Annotated in this window: 14 protein-coding genes; 13 read left to right on the top strand and 1 reads right to left on the bottom strand. The window is 65.5% G+C overall.

From position 1 onward, the window contains the following. Positions 1 to 45 precede the first annotated feature (45 nt). The 13 genes from selD to NYE40_RS13760 all read left to right on the top strand — a co-directional run bounded on the left by selD (position 46) and on the right by NYE40_RS13760 (position 15,605). Positions 46 to 1,095: a selenide, water dikinase SelD gene (gene selD / locus NYE40_RS13820; protein WP_153783752.1), complete on the top strand. Its 1,050-nt coding sequence runs from the start codon at positions 46 to 48 to the stop codon at positions 1,093 to 1,095. Between the two features lie 18 nt (positions 1,096 to 1,113). After that, on the top strand, positions 1,114 to 2,151 hold the full coding sequence (gene mnmH, locus NYE40_RS13815; protein WP_339280056.1) for a tRNA 2-selenouridine(34) synthase MnmH: 1,038 nt from the start codon (positions 1,114 to 1,116) through the stop codon (positions 2,149 to 2,151). Positions 2,152 to 2,399: 248 nt separating this feature from the next. Beyond that, entirely contained in the window at positions 2,400 to 3,359 is a 960-nt protein-coding gene (locus NYE40_RS13810; RefSeq protein ID WP_028596836.1) for a sugar ABC transporter permease, read from the top strand. Next, entirely contained in the window at positions 3,356 to 4,192 is an 837-nt protein-coding gene (locus tag NYE40_RS13805; RefSeq protein WP_153783751.1) for a carbohydrate ABC transporter permease, read from the top strand. The genes NYE40_RS13810 and NYE40_RS13805 overlap by 4 nt, the downstream gene beginning before the upstream one ends. A 109-nt stretch (positions 4,193 to 4,301) precedes the next feature. Then, the gene (locus tag NYE40_RS13800; protein WP_339278567.1) at positions 4,302 to 6,086 is read left to right on the top strand and encodes a sensor histidine kinase; all 1,785 of its coding nucleotides are present in this window, start codon (positions 4,302 to 4,304) and stop codon (positions 6,084 to 6,086) included. Beyond that, entirely contained in the window at positions 6,061 to 7,683 is a 1,623-nt protein-coding gene (locus NYE40_RS13795; RefSeq protein WP_339278566.1) for a response regulator transcription factor, read from the top strand. The genes NYE40_RS13800 and NYE40_RS13795 overlap by 26 nt, the downstream gene beginning before the upstream one ends. Before the next feature lie 119 nt (positions 7,684 to 7,802). Beyond that, positions 7,803 to 9,080, top strand: coding sequence for an extracellular solute-binding protein (locus tag NYE40_RS13790; protein ID WP_339278565.1), 1,278 nt, complete (start codon positions 7,803 to 7,805; stop codon positions 9,078 to 9,080). A 262-nt stretch (positions 9,081 to 9,342) separates the two neighbouring features. Beyond that, positions 9,343 to 9,759, top strand: a complete 417-nt coding sequence (gene nikR / locus NYE40_RS13785) for a nickel-responsive transcriptional regulator NikR (RefSeq protein ID WP_028596831.1) — start codon at positions 9,343 to 9,345, stop codon at positions 9,757 to 9,759. 346 nt (positions 9,760 to 10,105) lie between these two features. Further along, positions 10,106 to 11,749 (top strand): ABC transporter substrate-binding protein, encoded by a 1,644-nt coding sequence (locus NYE40_RS13780; RefSeq protein WP_339278564.1) that lies wholly within the window; start codon positions 10,106 to 10,108, stop codon positions 11,747 to 11,749. Next, positions 11,737 to 12,816, top strand: coding sequence for an ABC transporter permease (locus NYE40_RS13775; RefSeq protein ID WP_153783747.1), 1,080 nt, complete (start codon positions 11,737 to 11,739; stop codon positions 12,814 to 12,816). The genes NYE40_RS13780 and NYE40_RS13775 overlap by 13 nt, the downstream gene beginning before the upstream one ends. Continuing rightward, a complete protein-coding gene (locus NYE40_RS13770) occupies positions 12,813 to 13,694 on the top strand; it encodes an ABC transporter permease (protein ID WP_228551541.1) in 882 nt (293 codons plus the stop codon). Before NYE40_RS13775 ends, NYE40_RS13770 begins: the two co-directional genes overlap by 4 nt. 53 nt (positions 13,695 to 13,747) lie before the next feature. Next, positions 13,748 to 14,755 carry an ABC transporter ATP-binding protein gene (locus tag NYE40_RS13765; RefSeq protein WP_153783746.1) on the top strand — a complete coding sequence of 336 codons (1,008 nt, stop codon included), beginning with the start codon at positions 13,748 to 13,750 and terminating at the stop codon, positions 14,753 to 14,755. Positions 14,756 to 14,978: 223 nt separating this feature from the next. Continuing rightward, a complete protein-coding gene (locus NYE40_RS13760; protein WP_339278563.1) occupies positions 14,979 to 15,605 on the top strand; it encodes an ATP-binding cassette domain-containing protein in 627 nt (208 codons plus the stop codon). Between the two features lie 1,023 nt (positions 15,606 to 16,628). Here NYE40_RS13760 and NYE40_RS13755 read toward each other — a convergent pair. Continuing rightward, a complete protein-coding gene (locus NYE40_RS13755) occupies positions 16,629 to 18,467 on the bottom strand; it encodes a glycosyl hydrolase family 18 protein (protein WP_228551539.1) in 1,839 nt (612 codons plus the stop codon). Positions 18,468 to 18,572: the final 105 nt, after the last annotated feature.

The raw sequence follows: 18,572 nt of genomic DNA, 5'->3' as shown, positions 1-18,572 counted from the left end.
ATAATGGATGGGTTGAACGATAGCTCACGGAAAAGAGGGAAACCGATGTCGATAACTCCAAGCGTCAAACTGACGTCCTTGTCCAGCAAGGGCGGCTGCGGCTGCAAGATCGGACCGGCCGACCTGTCGCAGGTGCTGCGCCAGCTCCCTCCGTCGGTGCCCAATCCCGACCTGCTCGTCGGGCTCGATACGAGCGACGACGCCGGCGTCTACCGGCTGAGCGCCGACATGGCGCTCGTGCAGACGGTCGATTTCTTCACGCCGATCGTCGACGACCCGTATGCGTTCGGGCAGATCGCCGCGGCCAATGCGATCAGCGACATCTATGCGATGGGCGGCAAGCCGCTGACGGCGCTCAACATCGTCGCGTTCCCGATCCAGACGCTGGACAAGGCCATTTTGGCCGACATCCTGCGCGGAGCGGGCGACAAGCTGGCCGAGTCCGGCGCGACTCTGCTCGGCGGCCACTCGATCGACGACAAGGAGCCGAAGTTCGGCATGGCCGTCACCGGCCTCGTGCATCCGGACCGGGTGCGGACCAACGCCGGGGCGAAGCCGGGCGACGCGCTGCTGCTGACGAAGCCGATCGGCGTCGGCATCTACACGACCTCGATCAAGAAGGACCAGCTTTCGCCGGACGAGGTCGAGCAAGTGACGCGCGTCATGTCGACGCTGAACCGCCGCGCCGCCGAGATCATGGACGGCTACGACGTGCATGCGTGCACGGACGTGACCGGCTTCGGCCTGCTCGGCCACGCGATGGAGATGGCCAAGGGCAGCGGCGTCGGCCTGACGATCGTCAAGGACGCCGTGCCGGTGCTGCCGCGCGCCCGCGAGCTGGCCGAAGCCGGCTTCATCCCCGGCGGCACGCGCAACAACCATGCGCATGTGAGCCCTTCGGTCGATTTTGCCGACCAGCATGACGAGATCGACCGCTTCATCCTGTGCGACGCGGTCACGTCGGGCGGCCTGCTGATCGCCGTCGCTCCGGAGCAGGCGCAGGCGCTGCTCGGTGAGCTGCGCGAGGGCGGCGTCGACGCCGCCATCATCGGCGAGGCGTCGGCCGAGCAGGCCGGACGCATCCGGACCGTATAAGAGAGAGAAGGAATGGCGATGTTTCAAGACTTGACCGTACCCGAGCTGCGGGACATGAGGGACCGCAAGGAGCTGACGATCGTCGACGTCCGCTCGCCCTCGGAATTCGCGGACGCGACGATTCCCGGCAGCGTCAACATCCCGTTCTTCGACGACGCCGAACGGGCGGAGATCGGCACGCTCTACAAGCAGCGCGGCATGGCCGAGGCCAAGCGGCGCGGGCTCGAGCTCATGAGCGCCAAGCTGCCGGCGTTCATCGCCGAATTCGCGGCGCTGCCGGGCAAGATCGCGCTGTTCTGCTGGCGCGGCGGCGGCCGCAGCCGCACGACGGCGACGCTGCTCGGCCTCATGGACATCCACTGCTACCGGGTGGCCGGCGGCTACCGCGAGTACCGCCGCTGGGTCGTGGAGACGCTGGAGACGTACCGGCTGGACAAGCCGGCCTACGTGCTGCACGGCAATACCGGCACCGGCAAGACGGCCATCCTCCGCCAGCTTGCCGAGGAAGGCTATCCGGTGCTCGATCTCGAGGGCTTCGCGTGCCATCGGGGCTCGATCTTCGGCGACGTCGGCCTGCGGGGGAGCAACCAGAAGACGTTCGACGCCGAGCTGCTGGAGGCGCTGCTGCGCTTCGAGCAGGCGCCATATGTCATCATGGAGGCGGAGAGCCGGCGCATCGGCAAATGCACGATGCCGCAGTTCCTCATGGATGCCAAGGAGAGCGGTGTGCCGATCCGGCTCGAGCTGCCGATGCCGGTGCGCGTGCGGCATATCGTGCAGGACTATCGGCCCGCGGAGCATAAGGACGCCTGCCTGCATGCGTTCAAGATCATCAAGCCGCGCATGCACACTCCCGTGGCGAAGGAGATCCAGCAGAGCATCGAGCAGGACCGCTTCGACGTCGCGGCCGAGCTGCTGCTGGAGCATTATTATGATCCGCGCTACGAGCATGGAGCGGACCGCTACGACCAGGAGCGGGAGCGGCTCGTGCGGGCGCGCACGGAGCAGGAGGCTTTGGACGGCGTAAGGGCGGCTTTGCCGGACGTGCAGGCATGACCGACGAGTCTGCCGGACGGCTGCGGCCGATGAACCCGGCGAACGGGACGAAGCGGAGATCCACTCCGTTTCGTCCCGTTTTTGCGTTCCATGCCGGGCCGGAGCGCCGATCTCGCGTCCGGGCATCGACGAGGACGGGCTCGTCCGGCCCCGATCGGTCAATCGTGAAAGAATTCGTACGATCGCCGCCTACAGCCCCGAGTCCTCATCCACTATACTAGCCTCATCCACTAGCGAGAGGTGAATTCATGGACTTGCCTTCCCTTCAACCTGCCGATCCAGCCCGCGCGCGACCCGATGTGAAAGCGATTACCAAAAAGGCCGGGCAGCGCTGGAACGCGCCAGTCGTCGGCTATCTGTTCATCGCGCCTTGGCTGCTCGGCTTCCTCATCCTGCAGCTATGGCCGATCATCCAGTCCTTCTATCTGTCGATGACCGAGTTCTCGCTGCTGGAGCCGGCCCGCTGGATCGGCCTCGACAACTACCGGGACATCTCGCAGGACCGCTTGTTCTTCAATTCGCTGCGGGTCACCTTCGTCTATGTCGCCGCCTCGGTGCCGCTCAAGCTGATCGCCGCCCTGCTGATCGCCATGCTGCTGAACCGGCAGATCCGGGGCATCTCGTTCTACCGCACCCTCGTCTATCTGCCTTCCCTGATCGGAGGCAGCCTGGCCGTGGCCGTGCTGTGGCGCAATATTTTCGGCCTCAACGGCTTCGTCAACCAGCTGGCCGTCCTGGTCGGCATCGATCCCAAGAACTGGATCGGCACGCCATCCACCGCGCTCGGCACGCTGGTGCTTCTGACCGCCTGGCAGTTCGGCTCCGCGATGATCATCTTCCTCGCCGGACTCAAGCAGATTCCGTCCGAGCTGTACGAGGCCGCCTCGGTCGACGGCGCGTCGAGGCTGCGCAAGTTCGCGCGGATCACGCTGCCGATGCTGTCGCCGGTCATCCTGTTCAACCTCGTCATGGGCATCATCAACGCCTTCCAGATGTTCACGTCCGCCTACATCGTCACGAATGGCGGCCCGGTCAACTCCACGGAGATGTTCGCGCTGTTCCTGTACAACAAGGCGTTCGGCTCGCTGCAGATGGGATACGCCTCGGCGCTGGCCTGGATTCTGCTCGTCATCATCGGTGTCGTGACGGCGCTCAACTTCGTCGCGTCGAAGTATTGGGTGTTCTATGAAACGGAGGGACGAAAATGAACGGCAAGCCTCGCAAAAGCAACCTGCTCGTCCATCTGGTCATGATCGCCGCTTGCCTGGTCATGTCCTATCCTCTGCTGTGGTGGATCGGCGCGTCGTTCAAATCGGCGGCGGAGCTCGGCAATCCCGGCTTGTTCCCCGAGCAGTGGCTGTGGCGAAACTACTCCGACGGCTGGGTCGCCCTGCCGCAATACACCTTCACGCGGTTTTTCGAGAACAGCCTCCTGCTGAACGCCTCGACGACGCTGCTGCATGTCGTCTCGGCCAGCCTCGTCGCCTTCGGCTTCGCGAGGCTGACCTTTCCGCTCAAGGGCATGTGGTTCTCGATCCTGCTACTCACCTTGATGCTGCCGGGCCAAGTGACGCTGATTCCGCAGTATACGATGTTCCACGCCTTCGATTGGATCAACACATATCTGCCGCTGATCGTGCCGTCCGCGATGGGCGGAGCGTTCTTCATCTTCCTCCTCGTGCAGTTCATCCGCGGCATCCCGCGCGAGCTCGACGAGTCGGCGAAGATCGACGGCTGCTCCTGGTTCGGCATCTACGCGCGGATCGTCATGCCGCTGACCGTGCCGGCGCTGATTACGGTCATGATCTTCTCGTTCATCTGGGGATGGGACGACTACTTCGGCCCGCTGATCTACCTCAATACCGTGGACAAGTACACCGTTCCGCTCGCTCTGCGCATGTTCATCGACACGCAGTCCGCCGTCGCCTGGGGCCAGCTGCTGGCGATGTCGCTCTTGTCCGTGCTTCCGCCGGTGCTCATTTTCTTCCTGGCGCAGAAGCATTTCGTCGAGGGCATCGCCACCTCCGGCCTAAAAGGATAGGCGCCTGCGCTCTGGCGCAGCTCCGCGGACACGGATAAAATGGGAGCCCTGGGGAGAGCGGGCGACAGCCGCCTTTCCCGGCACTCAGACGAGAAAAGGGCTGATCCTCATGAACCCGTTTCGCAAGCATCGCGTGGACAAGGTGTTTTTGCTGAGCTTCGCGGCCTTCATCGGCTTGCTGGTCACGGTCATCATGGCTGTCAGCTACCAGCTGTCGGCCCGCGAGCAGGCGACGAGCGCCTCCGCCTATCAGCAGGCCATGCTGCAGCAGCTCAACAAGCAGCTGACCGATCAGATGGATGCGGTCGAGCAGACGGCGCTGTTCATCTCGCTCAACGCCCAGCTGGCGAGCTACCTGACGAGCAAGGGGGATTACTTCGCGCTCAAAAAGGCGAGGGACGAGCTGAACCGAGACTACCTGGCGCCGATTCTGAACAGCTCGCGATCGATCTTCACCTTCCAGGTGTACATGAACGAACCGCTGCAGGTCGATCCGAACGCCGCGATCCAGTACTTGCCGCTATCCCAAGCCAGATCGGAGAGCTGGCATGCCGCGGTCGAAAAGGCGGACTCCGTCTGGGTCGGGCAGCGCGCTGTCGGCTCCCCTCAAGGGGAGCAGCAGGCGGTCAGCTTCATCCGCCGGATCAATACGCCGGAGGGCGTCAATCTCGGCCTCCTCGTCCTCAACGTGCGCATGCGGTTCCTGCAGTCGATCCTGACCGAGGACAACTCTTCGGCCAGCCGTCTGCTGCTCGATTCCGGAGGTCGCATGATCATGCATGCGAATCGAGCTCTGCCGCCGGGCGAGATCGAGGCGCTGCAGCAGCAGGTGCGGGGAGATGCCGGACATGCGCGCCAGCGCTTGGCCGCAGCCGGCTCGCAGCCGGCCAAGGACATGCTCACCGTATGGTCCCGCACGACGCCCAACAGCTGGATGCTGGTGGAGCTGACGCCCTGGAAGGAGATCACGGGCGGCAGCGTCCGCCTCGCCTGGACGCTGGCCGGAGTCGGCGCGGCCGCGATTTTGCTGGCGCTCGTTTTCACGCTTTATTTGTCCCGCAGCTTCACCCGTCCGATCCGGCAGCTCGTGCAGCTGATACAGTCGTACGCGCCGGGCCGGCCGGCGCGGCCGCCGCAGACGGAGTACCGCAATGAATTCGGCAGCCTGTTCGGAGGCTACCGCAAGCTCACCGAAAGGATCGAGGGGCTGTACCAGTCGCTCGAGCAGCAGCATCGCGCCCAGCGCCGGGCGGAGATCCGGGCGCTGCAGGCGGCGATCAATCCCCATTTCCTCTACAACACGCTGGACCAGCTCAACTGGATGGCGATCGAGGCGGGACAGGAGAAGATCAGCCATGTGGTGGAGCTGATGGGGCGGATGTTCCGCATCAGCCTGTCCGGCGGCGAGACGATGATTCCGCTGCAGGAGGAGCTGCTGCTCGTGGAGAGCTACCTGGGGATCCAGCAGGCGAAGTGGCGGAGCGGGCTGGAGTACCGGATCGAGGTCGCGGGCGAGCTGCGGGAGCTGCTCGTGCCGAAGCTGACGCTGCAGCCCTTTGTCGAGAACGCGATCGTGCACGGATTCCATGGCCGCAGCAGAGGGCTGGTCACGATCGCGGGCGAGCAGCACGGCAGCGGCATGCGGCTCGTCGTCCAGGACGACGGCATCGGGCTGCGGGACGACTGGCAAGCCCGCAAGCGGACTCGGACAGGCGGGTACGGCGTCCGCAACGTGAAGGAAAGAATCGAGGTGCTGTTCGGAAGGCCTTACGGGGTCGAGCTTCGCTCCCTGCCGGAGCGGAAGGGGACGCGGGTGGAGATCTATCTGCCGAGCCGAGAGGATCATGGAGCCGAAAGGGGCGAGCCGCATGTGGACGATCGCGATCGTGGATGACGACCGGCAGGCTCTGGACGGCATGTCCCGGCTCATCCCGTGGGACCAGCTGGATGCCAGCCTGGTCGGGGAGGCGTCGGACGGCGAGCAAGGGCTGCGCCTCATCGAGGAGAAAAACCCGGACATCGTCATCACGGACATCTATATGCCGGTGATGAACGGCCTCGACATGATCGAGGAGCTGCGCAAGCAGGAGTACGGAGGCAAGATCATCATCCTGAGCGGCTATTCGGATTTCGACTACGCGCGCAAGGCGCTCCGGCTCTCGGTGGACGATTATTTGCCCAAGCCGGCCTCGCTGCCTACGATCCGCGAAGTGCTGGGGCGGGTAGCGGCGGAGCTGTCCCGGCAAAAGGCCGTGGAAAGCGAGGAGCGGGAAATCCGCGAGAAGCTGCTGCAATACGAGCCTTATTGGGAACGGGAATGGGCGAAGTCGGTGCTGACGGGAGGCGTGCCGTCGCCGTCGGGAGCGGCGGCCGAGCTGCCGGCGAAGCTGGGCTGGAGCCGAGCGCAGGTGATGACGCTCGCTGTGGAGCTGAAAAGGCAGGGCCGGATGGAGGGCATGTCTCTGCGCGACTGGAGCCTGTTCCGCTTCGCCATCGGCAATATGGTGGAGGAGCTGGCCGCAGCCGCCGGCATGCGAAGCTTGTTTCTGGAGCTGCACAGCCATCAGATGGCGATCCTGCTCAGCAAGCCGCTGTCCTGGCCGGAGCCTGTCTTCCGTCAGGAGGCGCTGGAGCTGGCGGGACGGATCGTCGACGCCGCCGGCAGCTGCCTTCACGTCAAGCTCCGCATCGGAGCGGGCTCGCGCAAGTCCGATTGGCGGCTCGCCGCCGACTCGACGGAGGAGGCGTTCCGGGCGCTTGGCTCCAGGCGCCAGCCTCATCCGCTCCATCCGTGCGTCTACCTGCACGAGGAGGGAAGCGGCTCTCCCGGCAGCAGCCGGGAGCTGCGGCCGGTCCGGTTTTTCCAGGAGATGGCGGACGCCATCCGCAGCTTCGACGAGCGGCGCGCGCTGCTGGCGCTGGAGCAGTTTTGCCGGGAGGGGGGAGGAGCGGCGTCCAGTCTCGACGAGGCGATGCTGGAGGAGATCGGAGCGCAGCTGTTCGCCATCCTGTCGTTCACGCTGTACGAATCCGGCATCCGGCTGGACGACGCGCTTGCGCCGTCGGAGCTGTCCCGCGAGCTCGCCTTGGTCGAAGGCGTCTCGTCGTGGAAGGACTGGGTCGCGGAAAAGATCCGCCTCGTCTGCTCGCGGTATGCGCCCAACGAGAACCTGAAGCACAAGGAAACGGTCGATTTCATCATTCAGTACATCCACGAGCATTATGCCGAGAATATCCATCTGCAGCAGCTGGCGGACCGCGTGTACATCTCCAAGAACCACCTCAGCACGATTTTCCGCCAGGCGACAGGAGAGACGTTCGGCGACTACTTGACGCGGGTGCGCATGGAGCGGGCCAAGAGCATGGTGCTGGAGAAGCGGCTGCTCGTCGCGGAGATCGCCGAGAAGGTCGGCTACCGCAACGTGCCTTACTTCACGACGCTGTTCAAGCGCCATACCGGAAAAAGCCCGACGGAGTTCTACAAGGCGTGAGCCATGCGGTCCAGGCCGCCCGCCTCCGGAAAGCGGCTGGACGCGCGCGAGGCGCTCGGTCCGGCCGCGCAAGCAGAGCAAGGCAAATCGGATAAACTCGTTGAGGGAGGCTGACCAGGTTGAGAAAACGGATGACGGCAGGCTTGCTGATCCTGCTCATGATGGGAGGGACGCTGAGCGCATGCAGCGGCGTCAAGGAGGAAGAGGCGGGGACGGCGGATGGAGGCGGCGCTACAGTCAAGCTGCGGATCATGTGGTGGGGCTCCCAGGCCCGGCACGATGCGACGCTGAAAGCGCTGGACGCGTATGCGAGCGCCAATCCGGGCATCGCCTTCGAGCCGGAATATCAATCCTTCGACGGCTATCAGGACAAGCTGTCCACGATGTCGGCGGGCAAAAATACGCCGGATCTGTTCCAGATGGACGCGGCTTGGTTCAATGACTGGGCGTCGAGCGGGAGGCTCGAGGACCTCTCCTCGATCCCGGCGGCGGACATCGACACGTCGCTGCTCGAGACCGGCACCTATGAGGGCAAGCTGTACGCGATGCCGCTCGGCAACAACGCCTGGGGCATGATCTACAACAAGACGATGATGGACAGCCTCGGCGTCGCGCCGCCGACGACGTGGGACGAGTTTTTCCAGCTGGCCCGTGACATCAAGCCCAAGCTGGCGAAGGACCAGTACCTGAGCAAGGATCTGACGGCGGACGGCGCCATGTACATGAGCTATCAGCTGAGCATGGGCAAGGGCTACAGCCTCAGCAAGGACGGCAAGTTCCATTATGACGAAGCGACCTGGAAGGATTGGATGAACAAGTGGGCCGTCCTGCGGCAGGACAAGCTCGCGGCCCCTCCGGACGTGACCGTGTCCGACAAGGGACAGGACGCGCAGATGGACCTGCTCGTGCAGAAGAAGATTCTGCTCAAGGGAGCTCATGCGGCGGAATTCGGCGGGTTCGACGCGCTCATGCCCGGCGATCTGGCGCTGACGGCGCTTCCGCGCGGCGCCCAGGCGAGCGGCTGGCTCAAGGCGTCCATGTACTGGAGCGTCAGCCCGAACAGCAAGCATAAGGAAGAGGCGAAAAAGTTCATCGACTGGTTCGTGAACAGCGAGGAAGCGGCAGCGATACTGGGCACCTCGCGCGGCATCCCGGTGTCCAGGACGGTCGTCGAGGCCATCCAGCAGAACTTCACCGCCGTCGATAAAAACGCCCTCGGCCTGATCGAGACCGTGTCCAAGGACGGATCCGCCTTCGACCCCGGACCAGGCAACAAGGGCGGCTGGGCGAACTTCACCAAGGAATACGACAACATCGTGCAGTCCATCCTGTTCGGCAAGATCGGCATCGACGAAGGATGGGAGCAGGTCGTCGGACTGAGCCGGAATCTAGGATGACCCGGCTCTGACGGCGCAAGGCCTTGCGCTGTCTCCAGAACGGCCGGACATAAAAAAAGCGAGGCCCCCTTGCGGGGGCCTCTTTCATGGGAGAGGAGAAACCGGACGAAGAGCTTATGGGGAAACGTAAGCCTTCTCCGCGGTGTCTACGGCATCTCTCGACGCCGGTAGTACAAGGATGTCCGCCCGGCGCGCCGCTTATACATGCGTTCGCTTAAAAATCTCCCGCTATGCTAAAATCGAAGGCAAGAGGAGGGAGAGCATGGCGGAAAAAGAAGAGCTCGTCCGGTTCGGCGTCGCATTTCCGGCGCCGCTGATCGAGCGGTTCGACGGCTATATCGAGGCGAAGGGCTACACGAACCGCTCGGAGGCGATCCGGGACATGGCCCGCAAGGCCATGCTGGAGGACGAGGGGATCGCGCCGGAGACGGCGGTCGCGGGCACGATCTCGCTCGTGTACGACCATCATGTGCGGGAGCTGCCGCTGCTGCTGACCGAGCTGCAGCATGACTACCACGAAGAGATCATCAGCACGATGCATGTCCATCTGACGCATCATCAGTGCATGGAGATCATCCTCATCCGCGGGCGCGTGGAGAGGCTGCGCAGGCTCCATGGGGCGATCCAGGCGCAGAAAGGCGTGCAGGTCGCGGAAATGTCGGTCACGTTTTTAGAATAGGAGATCGAGCGCGGGGAGATTCGGCTGGCTGCGCTTCGTTCTCGTTCGGTCCCGCGCGGCGAGCGTTCCGCGTTGGCGCCAGGACAACTCACGGCTGCTCCAGGTCGCGTCGGCGGACCTGCGGGCAGTCTTTTTCGTTTTTATCTACCTGTCTAAATGTCAGGTAATATGACGTGAAGAGGCAGTTTTTCATAGGCAGATCCGGCATCGTGTGCTACAATCGGGAGGAATCGTAACACACAGGAGCCGTACAGCGGAAAATGGGGGAGAGAACATGAGGCATGATCGGGGAAGGCAGGACGTCAGGAACGGGAGCGGAGCCGGCTTCCGTCGGGAAAAGCGCCGAATGCTGAGGCCGGCTGTCGCGGCCGCGCTCATCGCCGTCGCGCTCGCAGGCTGCGCCGGAGCGGAAGGAACGCCGGCGCCTTCGGCCAAGCCGGCAGGGGCCGGCGCGGAGGCGGACGGCAACGCCGGGCAAGCCGCAGCCCAGGCGAAGGACAGCCTTATCCTTGCTGTCGGCTCGGAGCCGGAGACGGGGTTCGACCCGGTCACCGGCTGGGGCCGCTACGGCTCGCCGCTTTTCCAGAGCACCTTGCTGAAGCGCGACGACGACTTGAACATCGTAAACGATCTGGCGACCGGCTACGAGGTCAGCGGCGACGGACTGGAGTGGACCGTCAAGCTGCGCGGAGACGCTGTCTTCACGGACGGCGTGCCGGTGACGGCCGAAGACGTGGCGTTCACGTTCGAGCAGACGGCGAAGAGCGGGGCGGCCGTCGATCTGACGAATCTCGAGGCCGTGGAAGCGCCGGCCGTGGATGTGGTCGTATTCCGCCTCCATTCGCCGCAATCGACGTTCGTCAGCCTGCTCGTCTCCACCGGCATCGTGCCGAAGCATGCGTATGGCCCGAGCTACGCCGAGCAGCCGATCGGCTCGGGGCCGTTCCAGCTTGTCCAGTGGGACAAGGGCCAGCAGCTGATCGTGGAGGCCAACCCCGATTATTACGGACGCAAGCCGTCCTTCAAGCGCTTGACGTTCCTGTTTCTCGGCGAGGACGCGGCGTTCGCGGCCGCCAAGGCCGGGGAGGCGGACGTCGCCTACATCCCGTCGTCGTTCAGCCGTCAGCCGGTGGCGGGCATGACGCTCGTCGACGTGAAGTCGGTGGACAATCGCGGCATCCAATTCCCCTACAAGCCCGCCGGCGGCAAGACGTCAGGCGGCGATCCGATCGGCAACGACGTGACGTCCGACCCGGCGATCCGCAAAGCGGTGAACGCGGCGATCGACCGGCAGGCGCTCGTCGACGGCGTGCTGGACGGCTACGGCTCTCCCGCCTATTCTCCGAGCGACGGCCTGCCTTGGTGGAACCCGGATACGACGGTGCCGGACGGAGATCCCGCCGCAGCGCGGCAGCTGCTGGAGCAGGGCGGCTGGAGCGATCCCGACGGCGACGGCATTTTGGACAAGGACGGCCAGCGGGCTGAATTCACGCTGCTCTATCCCGCCGGAGACGTGACCCGCCAGTCGCTCGCGCTGGCCGCGGCGGACATGGTGCGGGCGGCAGGCATCGAGATCCGCCCGGACGGCAAGAGCTGGGAGGAGATCGAGAAGCGCATGCATGCGGATGCGACGCTGTTCGGCTGGGGGAGCCACGATCCGCTGGAGATGGACCATCTGTTCCGCGGCGCGTCCGGCGGCGTCGGCTACTACAACGCCGGCTATTACGCCAACAAGACCGTCGATGCCTGGATGGACAAAGCTCTTGCCGCGCCGTCCGAGACCGAAGCGCTGGAGTTCTGGAAGAAGGCGCAGTGGGACGGCGAGACGGGCTTCAGCGCGCTCGGCGACGCGCCATGGGCTTGGCTCGTCAACCTCGACCATCTGTATCTCGTGAGCGACAAGCTGGACGTCGGCAAGCAGCGCATCCAGCCGCATGGACACGGCTGGCCGATCACCGACAACATCGCGGACTGGACATGGAAAAGCTGAGCGCGGACATCCAAGACGGGCGGAGGCGCGGGGCCGGAGCAGAGGCGGCGCAGTCCGCTTCGGGAGGCGAAGGCATCAAGGGCGGCTGGGGCTTGTACCTCCTTGGAAAGGCGCTCCGGCTCGTCCTGCTGCTCGCGGCGGTGAGCGCCGTCACGTTCACGCTCGTCAGCCATTCGCCGGTCGATCCGGTGCGGGCGTACATCGGCGCCGACATCCTCCGCGTCGGACCGGAGCAGCAGGCGCAGATCGCCTCCTACTGGGGGCTGGACGAGCCTCCGCTCGAGCGGTTTTTCCGCTGGGTCGGGGCGCTGCTGAGCGGCGACCTCGGCACATCGATGATCTACCGCGAGCCGGTGGCGGACGTGATCGCGGAGCGCTTCGCGAGCTCGGCGCTGCTGATGGCCGCGGCGTGGCTGCTGTCTGGCGCGCTCGGCTTCTCCGCCGGCATCGCGGCCGCGATGGCGCATGGCCGCTGGCCGGATCGGCTCATCCGCCGCTGCTGCTATCTGCTCGCCTCGACGCCGCCGTTCTGGCTGGCGCTGCTGCTGCTCACGGTGTTCGGCGTCGCGCTCGGCTGGTTCCCGATCGGCCTGGCCGCTCCGGCCGGAATGGCGGCGGAGGAAGTCGGCTGGCTGGACCGGCTGCGCCACATGGCGCTGCCGGCGCTGACGCTGAGCGTCGTCGGCATCGCGCCGGTCGTGCTCCATACGCGCCAGAAGCTGCTCGAGGTGCTGGCCAGCGACCATGTGCTGTACGCCCGCTCCCGCGGCGAGCGCGGCTGGGCGCTGCTGCGCAGGCATGGACTGCGGGCAGTCGCCCTGCCGGCGCTCACGCTGCAGCTGGCCGGCTTCAGCGAGCTGTTCGGCGGCGCCGTGCTGGCGGAGCAGGTGTTTTCGTATCCGGGGCTCGGCCAGGCGACGGTACAAGCGGGACTTCGCGGCGACGTGCCGCTGCTCATGGGGCTCGTGCTCGGCAGCGCGCTGTTCGTCTTTGCCGGCAACCTGCTCGCCGATCTGAGCTATCGGCTGGTCGATCCGAGGCTGCGCGAAAGGAGCCGTACATCATGATGGAGCGCCCTGAAATGCAGGCTGCGAGCCAACGGAAGGCCGTCCCGGCGGCAAGCCTGCCGTCGGGACGGCTCCGGCTGCTCGTCGGAGCCGCGCTGCTCGTCGCCGCTCTGCTGGGGCTCGGCCTGTGGGCGTCGCTCTCCGGCGGCGGAGAGGGATTGCGCACGAATCTGGCCGAGCGCAGCCTGCCGCCGTCCTGGGGTCATCCGCTCGGCACGGACTGGCTCGGACGCGACATGCTGGTCCGCACTGTGCAAGGGCTGTGGCTCAGCCTGCAGGTCGGCCTGCTCGCATCGTTGGCCGGAGCGGCGATCGCCGCCGCCGCCGGGCTCTCGGCCGCGCTGCTCGGCCGCACGGCGGACCGGATCGTCTCCTGGCTGATGGATCTGTTCCTCAGCCTTCCGCATCTGGTGACGCTGATCCTGATCGCTTTCGTTTGCGGAGGCGGCTTGCGCGGCGTCCTCATCGGTGTCGCCCTGACCCACTGGCCTTCGCTCGCCAGGCTCATCCGCGCGGAGGCGATGCAGCTGCGGTCGGCCGATTATGTCGCCGTGTCGCGGTCGCTCGGAAAGTCCCGCGTCTGGATCATGACGCGGCATCTGCTGCCCCATCTGCTGCCGCATCTGCTGACCGGCTGCCTGCTTCTATTCCCTCATGCGATCCTGCATGAAGCGGCGATCACCTTCATCGGGCTCGGCCTGCCTCCCGACCAGCCGGCGATCGGCGTCATCTTGTCCGAGTCGATGCGGTATCTCAATGCCGGACTGTGGTGGCTGGCGGTATTCCCGGGTGTGGCGCTGCTGCTGCTCGTCGGCGCCTTCGACCGGCTCGGCCATGCGGCGTCGGCGCTGCTCGATCCGGGGCGGTCGCAGCAGTGAGGCCGGCATCCGGACGGAAGGCAAGCATGAGGAGGCACGAGGAGGAGAAGACGATGGCGATTGGGGCAAAGCGTGTTCCGGCGCAGGAGGCGTCCCTGCGCGGAGCAAGCTCGGAGGAAGCCGCGCTCGGCGCGGCGGCTCCGCTTCTGGAGATCGAAGGGCTGCGCGTATCGTTCCTGCAGTATGGTCGCGGGCTGCAAAGAAGGACCGTGCAGGCGCTCGCCGGCGTCGACCTGAGCGTAGGAGCGGGCGAGCTCGTCGCGCTCGTCGGCTCCAGCGGATCGGGCAAAAGCCTGCTCGCCCATGCCGTCATGGGGCTGCTGCCGGACAATGCCCGCTCATCCGGCTCGATCCGGTATGCCGGCGAGCCTCTTGACGGCGAGAGGCTGCTGCGCCTGCGCGGCAAGGAGCTGGCGCTCGTGCCGCAGGGCGTCACGTATCTGGACCCGCTGTTGCGGGCGGGGGAGCAGGCGCTCGGCCGGCAGCGTGGACCGCAGGCGCGGAGCCGGCTGCGCGCGGTTTTCTCCCGATTCGGCTTGCCGGAGCGGGCCGAGCGGCTGTATCCGCATCAGCTGTCCGGCGGCATGGCACGCAAGGTGCTCGTCTCCGCCGCGGCGCTCGGCGGCGCGCGCCTCGTCGTCGCGGACGAGCCGACGCCCGGCATGGAGGCGGGCAAGGCGGCAGAAGCGCTGCAGGCGCTGCGCGAGCTGGCGGACGGCGGCTGCGGCGTGCTGCTGCTGACGCATGACATCGAGGCGGCGCTGCGCGTCGCGGACCGGGTCGCGGTGCTGTACGCCGGCGAGGCGGTCGAGCTGGCCGCCGCGTCCGATTTTGCCGGAGCCGGCGAGCGGCTGCGCCATCCGTATACGCGGGCGCTGTGGCAGGCGCTGCCGGCGAACGGCTTCCGGCCTCTGCCGGGCGTGCAGCCGGCGCCCGAGGAAGCCGCGGCCAGCTGCGCCTTCGCCGCCCGCTGCGGGCAGGCCGCGCCGGAGTGCCGCGCCGCCAAGCCGGCGATGCGGGCGTGGAGAGGCGGCCAGGTGCGATGCTTCAAGCCGGACTGAGGACGCTCGGATGGACGCGCGATGTGGCGGAGGAGCGGTTTGGCTTGGAAGAGATCTCGGATTGAGGGCGGTGGGATGGACGCACGAGTTGGCGGAGGAGCGGTTTGGCTTGGAAGGGAGTTGGGACGTGTCGAGGCGGAATGAGGGCAGAGTGATGGTCATGGATCGGTCCGGAAAAGGCGCCGGTCGTGTCGAGGCGAATGAGCCGGGCAGGAGGCTAGATATGCTGGAAGCGGACAAAGTGGGGATTCATCTAGGCGGACGCTGGCTGTTCCGCGACATGAGCCTGACGCTGGAGGCGGGCGAAGTGGTCGGCATCAGCGGCGACAGCGGCGTCGGCAAATCGACGCTGGCGCGGATGCTCGCGGGCCATCTGGCTCCGGACGAAGGGGAGGTCCGGTACGGCGGCCGGCCGGCCGCGCGGCGCGGACCGCATCCGGCGCAGCTCGTGCTGCAGCATCCCGAGCGCGCGGTCAATCCGCGCTGGCGCATCCGCCGCATCCTCGCCGAAGCGGGAGCGCCGGAGCCGAGCCTGCTGGAGGCGCTGCAGATCGCGCCTTCCTGGCTGGACCGCTGGCCTTCGGAGCTGTCGGGCGGCGAGCTGCAGCGCGTCTGCATCGCCCGGGCGCTCGGCCCGGCGACGCGCGTCCTGATCGCCGACGAGATGACCGCGATGCTCGACGCGCTCACGCAGGCCGGCATTTGGCGCGCGGCGCTCGGCGTCGCGCAGGAGCGGGGGCTCGGCGTGCTGGCGATCAGCCACGACGAGGCGCTGCTCGAGCGCATCTGCACGCGCCGTCTTCGCTGGGAGGAGCTGCGCGGGGACGCGACGACAGTAATGATGCCTTGACGTCGGGCTTTAGGGCGACTTGAACACCGCGCGCGGGCAGCAAAGGCGGGGGAGACGAGCCCAATCTCGAATCCAGGGCACCCAAAGTGCCTTGAATCAGCGGGAACGAGCCCAATCTCGAATCCAGGGCACCGAAAGTGCCTTGGATCTGCGAAGACGTGCTCAATCTCGAATCCAGGGCACCCAAAGTGCCTTGAATCAGGCGAAACCCAAACCAATCTCGAATCCAGGGCACTCAAAGTGCCTTGAATCATCGAAGACGAGCCCGATCTCGAATTCAGGGCACCCAAAGTGCCTTGAACCATCAAAGACGAGCCCAATCTCGAATCTAGGGCACTCAAAGTGCCTTGAATCATCGAAGACGAGCCCGATCTCGAATCCAGGGCACTCAAAGTGCCTTGAAACAGCGAAACCCAAACCAATCTCGAATCCAGGGCACTCAAAGTGCCTTGAAACAGCGAAACCCAAACCAATCTCGAATCCAGGGCACTCAAAGTGCCTTGAATCAGCGAAACCCAGACGAATCTCGAATCCAAGGCACTCAAAGTGCCTTGGATCAGTGGGAACGTGCCCAATCTCGATTCCAGGGCACCCAAAGTGCCTTGAATCAGCGAAACCCAGACGAATCTCGAATTCAGGGCACCCAAAGTGCCTTGAACCAGCGAAACCTAGACCAATCTCGAATCCAAGGCACTCAAAGTGCCTTGAACCAGCGAAACCCAAACCAATCTCGAATCCAAGGCACTCAGAGTGCCTTGAATCAGGCGAAACCCAATCAAATCTCGAATCCAGGGCACTCAAAGTGCCTTGAATCAGCGAGAACCAATCCAATCTCGAATCCAAGGCACCCAGAGTGCCTTGAATTCAAAAAAAGGCGAAGCCGGGAGCATGCTCCCGGCTTCGCCTTTTTGGCATTTGAGCGGCAACCCGCGTCGGCGACGGCATCCTTACGTTGCCGCGTCAGCCCGCATCACGCGCTGGCCGGGCCGGTTTCCGCCGCGTCCGTCCGGTTCAGCTCAGCTCTTACTTCAGCAGCCACAAAGCCGGCACGTTCGGCGGCTCCCAGCCTTGCAGCGATGTGTGCGGCTGGCGGCAGGAGTACGTCTTGCCGCCGTACGTGACGAGGTCGCCGGTCTTGTAGCTGACGCCGGCCGCCCACGCCTGGGCGCCGGAAGCGGCGTCCGTCGTCACGGTCAGCGAGGCGGCGGCGGACAGGTTGCCGGCGGCGTCCTTGGCTTTGACCGCAAACGTGTAGGCGGTCGACGGCGACAAGCCCGTGACGGCGAGGCTCGTCACAGCCGTTTCCACCGACGTCGTTCCATAGGTCACGACGTAGCCCGTAACGCCGACGTTGTCGGTCGAAGCGCTCCAGCCGAGCGTGACGCTTGAAGCCGTCTTGGCGGTCGCGGCGAGCGAGCCCGGAGCGGTCGGCGGCGTCGTATCGGCGGAAGGCGCGCTCGTCGTGACGGAGAGCGGAGCGCTGGCGGCGGACAGGTTGCCGGCGGCGTCCTTCGCCTTGACCGTGAACGTGTAGGCGGTATTGGCCGTGAGGCCGGCGACGGTCGCCGACGTGCCGGACGTCTGCAGCGAGCTGCCGCCATAATAGACGACATACCCCGTTACGCCGCGGTTGTCGGTCGATGCGCCCCAGGAGAGCGACACGCTCGAAGCCGTTTTGGCGGTCGAGACGACGTTCGCCGGCGCGGTCGGCGGCTGCGTGTCCGGCGCGCTAGGCGCGATGGCGTTCAGGTAGGCGCGATGCTGCCTGGAAAATTCGAAGCCGTTGAATTTATCCCAGTTGACCGACCAGGTCATGAGGCCGCCGAAGTTCGGATAGCCAGTCGAGCTGCCGCGCGTCTTGTACGTGCTCAGCTGCTGGCCCTTGATGAGCGCGTCGAGCGCCTTCTGCACCTCCGCGACGGAGGTGAAGCCGCCGCCCGCGTTGCCGTTCGCCGGCAGGCCGAGCAGAACCTGCTCCTGACGCAGCGGCGGGAAGAAGCTGGCGGCGTTTTTGGCCACGGGGAAGCCGGTCAGCAGCATGTCGGCCATGGCGACGTGGAAGTCGGCATTGCCCATCGTATGGTACTGGTCGTCCAGGCCGGTGATCGGACCGGAGTTGTAGTTCTGCACCTGCAGCCAGTCGAGGATGTCGCGGGTCGCGTGGATGACCGGCAGGTAGGCGCCGGCGCGGCTGTCGCAGCTGATGCAGCTGCCGCCGTAGAACGAATAGCCGAGCTGGACGAAAAACGTCTCCGGAGCCATCGTCAGCACGAACTTGTCGCTGCCGTAACGGGCGTCGATCGTCTTGAGCGCGCTGATCAGGTTGACGATGACCGGCGTGGTCGGGTTCTTGAAGTCGGAGTCGCCGGCGTTCAGGTAGAGCGAATGGCCTTCGAAATCGACATCGAGGCCATCGAAGCCGTACTTGTCGATGATGCCGGAGACGCTGCTGACGAACGCGTCGCGGGCGGCTGTCGAGGCGAGCTGCACCTGGCCGTTCGCGCCGCCGATCGAGATGAGCACCTTTTTGCCTTGGCTTTTCAAATAAGCGACGTCGGCCTTGAAATCCGCTTCCGTATAATTGTAGGGAGCGAAGCCGATGTTGCCGGTCGAGCTGCCGCCGACGGGCTCAGCGAAGCTGACGTTCACCACGTCGAAGTCGGGCGAGACGTCGCGCAGCCGGATGAAGCCGGAGCCGTTGTCGAAGTTGTGCCAGTAGCCGACGATCTTGTAGCCGCCAGCCGGAGCGGCCTCGGCGGCTTTTGGCGCGGACAGGGCGGCGGCGCTCAGGCCGGCCGCGAGCGCGAGGGACAGGCAGGCGGCCGCGAGGCGGCGCGGCAGCTTGAACCGGGTTGGGGTCAAATGATTTTCCTCCTTCGGATAGGGAAATGAGTTCCCTTCCATTATCCGGCGGTCCAGGAGGGCCGGTAAGGGGAAAATCAAGCGGACGGAGGGACAAATTCCGCC

The sequence above is a fragment of the Paenibacillus sp. FSL W8-1187 genome, assembly GCF_037965485.1.
GTDB classification, from domain to species: Bacteria; Bacillota; Bacilli; order Paenibacillales; family Paenibacillaceae; genus Paenibacillus_O; species Paenibacillus_O pasadenensis.
Note: the sequence above shows the minus strand (reverse complement) of the source record. Positions and strands in the feature narration are given on the sequence as shown.